The organism is Streptomyces sp. SID5910 (assembly GCF_009862125.1).
GTDB lineage: Bacteria > Actinomycetota > Actinomycetes > Streptomycetales > Streptomycetaceae > Streptomyces.
The window spans coordinates 1-7,143 of the sequence record NZ_WWHX01000262.1; the positions used below are offsets into that span (position 1 = coordinate 1).

Annotated in this window: 4 protein-coding genes and 1 pseudogene; 3 read left to right on the plus strand and 2 right to left on the minus strand. The window is 70.2% G+C overall.

Features of this window, described 5'->3' with window-relative positions; translation table 11 throughout:
• From metH to GTW67_RS09155, 3 genes are all read left to right on the plus strand, one after another.
• Positions 1-3,339: methionine synthase (gene metH / locus GTW67_RS09145; protein WP_161164306.1), on the plus strand; the 3,339-nt coding region annotated here is incomplete at its 5' end.
• A gap of 139 nt (positions 3,340-3,478) precedes the next feature.
• Entirely contained in the window at positions 3,479-4,180 is a 702-nt protein-coding gene (locus GTW67_RS09150; RefSeq protein WP_161164307.1) for an HAD family hydrolase, read from the plus strand.
• Between the two features lie 390 nt (positions 4,181-4,570).
• Positions 4,571-6,175, plus strand: coding sequence for an ABC transporter substrate-binding protein (locus GTW67_RS09155; protein WP_161164308.1), 1,605 nt, complete (start codon positions 4,571-4,573; stop codon positions 6,173-6,175).
• Between the two features lie 116 nt (positions 6,176-6,291).
• Here the strand turns inward: GTW67_RS09155 and GTW67_RS09160 are convergent, their stop codons facing one another.
• Complete coding sequence (locus tag GTW67_RS09160) at positions 6,292-6,963, minus strand: response regulator (RefSeq protein ID WP_003977171.1); 672 nt, start codon at positions 6,961-6,963, stop codon at positions 6,292-6,294.
• A gap of 16 nt (positions 6,964-6,979) precedes the next feature.
• A pseudogene (locus GTW67_RS09165) lies at positions 6,980-7,143 on the minus strand (recombinase RecB); the annotation flags it as partial.

The following is a 7,143-nucleotide window of genomic DNA, read 5'->3' on the forward strand; positions in this document are numbered from 1 at the left end:
AACCTGACGCGGCCCGACATCGTCCGCTCGGTGCACGAGGAGTACTTCGCCGCCGGCGTCGACTGCGTGGAGACCAACACCTTCGGCGCCAACCACTCCGCCCTCGGCGAGTACGACATCCCCGAGCGCGTCCACGAGCTGTCCGAGGCCGGCGCCCGGGTCGCCCGCGAGGTCGCCGACGAGTTCGCCGCCCGCGACGGCCGGCAGCGCTGGGTCCTGGGCTCCATGGGCCCCGGCACCAAGCTCCCCACCCTCGGCCACGCCCCGTACACCGTCCTGCGCGACGCCTACCAGCGCAACGCCGAGGGACTGGTCGCGGGCGGCGCCGACGCCCTCCTCGTGGAGACCACGCAGGACCTGCTCCAGACCAAGGCGTCCGTGCTCGGCGCCCGGCGCGCCCTGGACGCCCTCGGCCTCGACCTGCCCGTCATCGTGTCCGTCACCGTCGAGACCACCGGCACCATGCTGCTCGGCTCCGAGATCGGCGCCGCGCTCACCGCGCTGGAGCCGCTCGGCATCGACATGATCGGCCTGAACTGCGCCACCGGCCCCGCCGAGATGAGCGAGCACCTGCGCTACCTCGCCCGGCACTCCCGCATCCCCCTGTCGTGCATGCCGAACGCCGGTCTGCCCGTCCTCGGCAAGGACGGCGCCCACTACCCGCTGACCGCGCCCGAGCTGGCCGACGCGCAGGAGACGTTCGTCCAGGAGTACGGCCTGTCCCTGATCGGCGGCTGCTGCGGCACCACCCCCGAGCACCTGCGCCAGGTCGTGGAGCGCGTCCGGGACCTCGCGCCCGGCACCCGGGACCCGCGGCCCGAGCCCGGCGCCGCCTCGCTCTACCAGACCGTGCCCTTCCGCCAGGACACCTCCTACCTGGCGATCGGCGAGCGCACCAACGCCAACGGCTCGAAGAAGTTCCGCGAGGCCATGCTGGACGGCCGCTGGGACGACTGCGTGGAGATGGCCCGCGACCAGATCCGCGAGGGCGCCCACATGCTCGACCTCTGCGTCGACTACGTCGGCCGGGACGGCGTCGCCGACATGGAGGAGCTGGCCGGACGGTTCGCCACCGCCTCCACCCTGCCGATCGTGCTGGACTCCACCGAGGTCGAGGTCCTGCGCGCGGGCCTGGAGAAGCTCGGCGGCCGCGCGGTGCTCAACTCGGTGAACTACGAGGACGGCGCCGGCCCCGAGTCCCGCTTCGCCAAGGTCACCTCCCTGGCCCGGGAGCACGGCGCCGCGCTGATCGCGCTGACCATCGACGAGGAGGGCCAGGCCCGCACCGCCGAGAAGAAGGTCGAGATCGCCGAGCGGCTGATCGAGGATCTCACCGGCAACTGGGGCATCCACGAGTCGGACATCCTCGTGGACTGTCTGACCTTCACCATCTGCACGGGCCAGGAGGAGTCCCGCAAGGACGGCATCGCCACCATCGAGGGCATCCGGGAGCTCAAGAAGCGCCACCCGGACGTGCAGACCACGCTCGGCCTGTCCAACATCTCCTTCGGCCTCAACCCGGCCGCCCGCATCCTGCTCAACTCCGTCTTCCTGGACGAGTGCGTCAAGGCGGGCCTGGACTCGGCGATCGTGCACGCCAGCAAGATCCTGCCGATCGCCCGCTTCGACGAGGAGCAGGTCACCACTGCCCTCGACCTGATCTACGACCGCCGTGCCGAGGGCTACGACCCCCTCCAGAAGCTCATGCAGCTCTTCGAGGGCGCCACCGCCAAGTCCCTCAAGGCGTCCAAGGCCGAGGAACTGGCCGCCCTCCCGCTGGACGAGCGCCTCAAGCGCCGCATCATCGACGGCGAGAAGAACGGCCTGGAGCAGGACCTCGACACCGCCCTCCAGGAGCGCCCGGCCCTCGACATCGTCAACGAGACCCTGCTCGACGGCATGAAGGTCGTCGGCGAGCTGTTCGGCTCCGGCCAGATGCAGCTGCCGTTCGTGCTCCAGTCCGCCGAGGTCATGAAGACCGCGGTGGCCCACCTGGAGCCGCACATGGAGAAGACCGACGACGAGGGCAAGGGCACCATCGTGCTCGCCACCGTCCGCGGCGACGTCCACGACATCGGCAAGAACCTCGTGGACATCATCCTGTCCAACAACGGCTACACCGTCGTCAACCTCGGCATCAAGCAGCCCGTCTCCGCCATCCTGGAGGCGGCCGACGAGCACAAGGCCGACGTCATCGGCATGTCCGGGCTCCTGGTCAAGTCCACCGTGATCATGAAGGAGAACCTGGAGGAGCTGAACCAGCGCAAGCTGGCCGCCGACTACCCCGTCATCCTCGGCGGCGCCGCCCTCACCCGGGCGTACGTCGAACAGGACCTGCACGAGATCTACGACGGCGAGGTCCGCTACGCCCGCGACGCCTTCGAGGGCCTGCGCCTCATGGACGCCCTCATCGGCATCAAGCGGGGCGTGCCCGGCGCCAAGCTGCCCGAGCTGCGCCAGCGCCGCGTCAAGGCCGCCACGATCGAGGTGGAGGAGCGGCCCGAGGAGGGCCACGTCCGCTCCGACGTCGCCACCGACAACCCCGTGCCCGCCCCGCCCTTCCAGGGCACCCGCGTCGTCAAGGGCATCCAGCTCAAGGAGTACGCCTCCTGGCTGGACGAGGGCGCCCTCTTCAAGGGCCAGTGGGGTCTGAAGCAGGCCCGCACCGGCGAGGGGCCGACCTACGAGGAGCTGGTCGAGAGCGAGGGCCGGCCGCGGCTGCGCGGTCTGCTGGACCGGCTCCAGACGGACAACCTGCTGGAGGCGGCCGTGGTCTACGGCTACTTCCCCTGCGTCTCCAAGGACGACGACCTGATCGTCCTGGACGACGCCGGCAACGAGCGCACCCGCTTCACCTTCCCCCGCCAGCGGCGCGGCCGGCGCCTGTGCCTGGCCGACTTCTTCCGCCCGGAGGAGTCCGGCGAGATTGACGTCGTCGGCTTCCAGGTCGTCACCGTCGGCTCCCGCATCGGCGAGGAGACGGCCCGGATGTTCCAGGCCAACGCCTACCGCGACTACCTGGAGCTGCACGGGCTGTCCGTCCAGCTCGCCGAGGCCCTCGCCGAGTACTGGCACGCGCGCGTGCGCTCCGAGCTCGGCTTCGCCGGTGAGGACCCGGCCGAGATGGAGGACATGTTCGCCCTGAAGTACCGGGGCGCCCGCTTCTCCCTCGGCTACGGCGCCTGCCCCGACCTGGAGGACCGCGCCAAGATCGCCGCGCTGCTGGAGCCCGAGCGCATCGGCGTCCACCTGTCGGAGGAGTTCCAGCTCCACCCCGAGCAGTCCACCGACGCCATCGTGATCCACCACCCGGAGGCCAAGTACTTCAACGCCCGCTGAGGCCGGTACGGACCCGCTCCGCACCGCGCCGGGCGCCACACCAGGCGTTCTCGTCCCGCACGACGTACACTGGTCGGTCCACCGCAGGCCGGCTCCCTTCGTGGGAGCCGGCCTGATCGTCCCTCAAGGAGGTACGTGGATGACCAGTACGGTCCCCGCGCTCGGAACCCGTACGGCCGAAGGCTCAGCCCTCCAGGCCGTGCTCCTCGACATGGACGGCACCCTGGTGGACACCGAGGGCTTCTGGTGGGACGTCGAGAGGGAGGTCTTCGCCTCCCTCGGCCACGCCCTCGACGACTCCTGGCGTCACGTGGTGGTCGGCGGCCCCATGACCCGCAGCGCGGGCTTCCTCATCGAGGCCACCGGCGCCGACATCTCGCTCGCCGAGCTCAGCGTGCTGCTCAACGACGGATTCGAGGAGCGCATCGGCCGCGACCTGCCCCTCATGCCGGGCGCGGCCCGGCTGCTCGCGGAGCTGTCCGAGCACCGGATCCCGACCGCCCTGGTCTCCGCCTCGCACCGGCGCATCATCGACCGCGTGCTGACCTCGCTCGGCCGCCACCACTTCGCGCTCACCGTCGCCGGCGACGAGGTGCCCCGCACCAAGCCCCACCCCGACCCCTACCTGAGCGCCGCCGCCGGACTCGCCGTGGACCCGGCCCGCTGCGCCGTCGTCGAGGACACCGCGACCGGCGTCGCCGCCGCGGAGGCCGCCGGCTGCCACGTCGTGGCCGTCCCCTCGGTCGCCCCCATCACCCCGGCCCTCCGGCGCACCGTGGTCGGGTCGCTGGAAGAGGTCGACCTGACCTTCCTGCGCGGCCTGATCACCCACGTGGGCTGAGGGCTCACGCAGCGTCCGCGGCCCTCGGTCCGGCGCCGTGCGCGAACGTCTTCCGGCAGAGCCGTCGGCCGCGCCCGCATGTGACGTTCGCCACGCCGCCAGGGGTCGACAGGCGGGTGCCTCTGTGCCGAATCGCGCCAGGACACCGTTGTCGGGCCGCCCATGTGTCCCGATTGGTGAAGCACTGCACTAATCCTTCCGCTGTCGGGTTTTCGGTGTGTCCACGCCCGGTTTCGCTCTGTGATGAGCCCTCAACTCCGGGGGCTGCGGGCCTCCGTGCGGGTCCGGACTAATCTCATCGCGAGAACCTCAGCCACTACCCCCGTGATCGGCCGGCGACACCCCTGCATGCCGCGTACACGGACCCGACAGCTCTGGAGAATTTCGAGCATGAACCGCAAGACTTTGGTGCTGCCGGCCGTCGTCGGCCTGCTCGCCCCGGTACTCGCCGCCTGCGGCGGGTCCGACGGCGGCAGCGGCGGCGGGGACGCGATCGTCGTCGGCACCACGGACCGGTTCACCGCCTCGGAGGAGGCCCCCGCGCCCCTCGACCCGGCCTACGCCTACGACGTCGGCTCCTGGAACCTGCTGCGCCAGACCGTGCAGACGCTGATGATCCAGCCGCGCGGCGACGGCGAACCGGTGCCCGAGGCGGCCCAGAAGTGCGGCTTCACCGACACCGGCAACGAGCGCTACGCCTGCACCCTGCGCGACGGACTGAAGTTCGCCAACGGTGACGCCGTCACCGCCGCCGACGTGAAGTTCTCCATCGAGCGCGCCCTGTCCCTCAAGGCCGACAGCGGTGTCTCCTCCCTGCTGTCCACCGTCGACACCGTCGAGACCCAGGGCGACCGCGAGGTCATCTTCCACCTCAACACCGCCGACGCCACCTTCCCGTTCAAGCTGTCGACCCCGGTCGCCGGCATCGTCAACCCCGACGACTACGAGAAGGGCAAGCTGCGCGAGGGCTTCGACGTGGACGGCTCCGGCCCGTACACCATGAAGTCCGAGGTGAAGAACGGCGAGCTGACCAAGGCCGTGTTCTCCAAGAACCCCAACTACAAGGGGGCTCTCAAGGTGAACAACGACAAGGCCGAGGTCGTCTCCTTCGCCGACTCCGGCGCCATGGGCAAGGCGCTGGAGAAGGGCGACATCGACCTGATGACCCGTGCGATGACGCCGGACCAGATCCAGAAGCTGTCCAACGCCACGGGCGGCGACATCGACATGATCGAGATGGCCGGTCTGGAGATCCGCTACCTCGCCTTCAACACCAAGGCGACGAGCGTCCAGTCGAAGGCCGTCCGGCAGGCCATGGCCCAGCTGATCAACCGCAGCGAGCTGGTCTCGCACGTCTACGGTTCGCAGGCCGAGCCCCTGTACTCGCTGGTCCCGGCCACCATCACCGGCCACTCGAACTCGTTCTTCAACAAGTACGGGGACCCGAGCGTCGCCAAGGCCAAGGTTCTGCTGGAGGGCGCCGACGTCACCACGCCGGTGAAGCTGACCCTGAACTACACCACCGACCACTACGGTGCGGCCACCAAGCAGGAGTTCGAGCAGCTCCAGAAGCAGCTCAACGACAGCGGGCTGTTCCAGGTCGACATCAAGGGCACGCCGTGGGAGAAGTTCCGCCCGGCCGAGCTGAAGGGTCAGTACGACGTCTTCGGCATGGGCTGGTTCCCCGACTTCCCGGACGCCGACAACTTCCTCGCGCCGTTCCTCGACAAGGGGAACATGCTCAACTCCCCGTACGCCAACGCCGAGGTCATCAACACCCTGATCCCGCAGTCCCGGCGTGAGGCCGACCGGCTCTCCGCCGCGGCCAGCCTGACCGACATCCAGGACGCCGTCGCGAAGGACGTCCCGATGATCCCGCTGTGGCAGGGCAAGCAGTACGTCGCCGCCCGCGACGACGTCACCGGCACCGCCTACGCCCTCAACTCCTCTTCCACGTTGCAGCTGTGGGAGCTGGCCCGCGGTGTGAGCGGCTGACGCACCCCGTACAGGCCGAAGGGCGCCCTCCTCCCGCAAGGGAAGAGGGCGCCCTTCGGGCTTTCCCGGCCACTGCGCGTCCCGCGGATACCGCACACGTACCGCGCCTGCCGTGCCTACTGCGCGCCGGGGCGCACCAGCCCGCTCTCGTACGCGTACACCGCGGCCTGCACCCGGTCGCGCAGCCCCAGCTTGGTCAGCACATGCCCGACGTGGGTCTTGACGGTGGTCTCGCTGACGAACAGGTCGGCGGCGATCTCCGCGTTGGACAGACCGCGCGCCACCAGCTTCAGGACCTCCACCTCACGGTCGGTCAGCGTGTGCAGGGTGTCCGGCACCGGCTCGTCACCGGAGGGCAGGTGCGTGGCGTACTTGTCGAGCAGCCGCCTGGTGATGCTCGGCGCGAGCATCGCCTCGCCGTTCGCCACCACGCGGATCGCCTGCACCAGTTCGTTGGCCGGGGCGTCCTTCAGCAGGAACCCGCTGGCCCCCGCCTTCAGCGCCTCCACCACGTACTCGTCGAGGTCGAAGGTGGTCAGCACCAGCACCTTGGCCGGACCGTCCCGCTCCGGGCCGGTGATCTGCCGGGTCGCCTCCACGCCGTCCATCCGCGGCATGCGGATGTCCATCAGCACCACATCGGGCTGGAGCGCCCGCACCTGGTCGAGAGCCTGGAGGCCGTCTCCGGCCTCGCCGACGACCGCGAGGTCCTGCTCCGCCTCCAGAATCATCCGGAAGCCCGTGCGCAGCAGCGGCTGGTCGTCGACCAGTAGGACGCGGATGGCCACGTAAGTCTCCTTCTCGCTAGTCCGGCCCCATTCTGCCCTGCTCGGCGGTGCCGGGGTCGGCCGCCCTCACCGGCAGCGGATAGGGCGGGGGAGTACCGCCGAACTCCGGGCAGTGCGCCTGGTGGTCGCACCAGCCGCACAGCTTGGTCGGGCGGGGCCGCCAGTCACCCGTCTCGGTCA

What these genes read in the sequence shown, in the direction of transcription:
- GTW67_RS09150 (WP_161164307.1), top strand. Translation starts at nt 3,479, where the DNA reads ATGACCAGTACGGTCCCCGCGCTCGGAACCCGTACGGCCGAAGGCTCA.
- GTW67_RS09155 (WP_161164308.1), top strand. Translation starts at nt 4,571, where the DNA reads ATGAACCGCAAGACTTTGGTGCTGCCGGCCGTCGTCGGCCTGCTCGCC.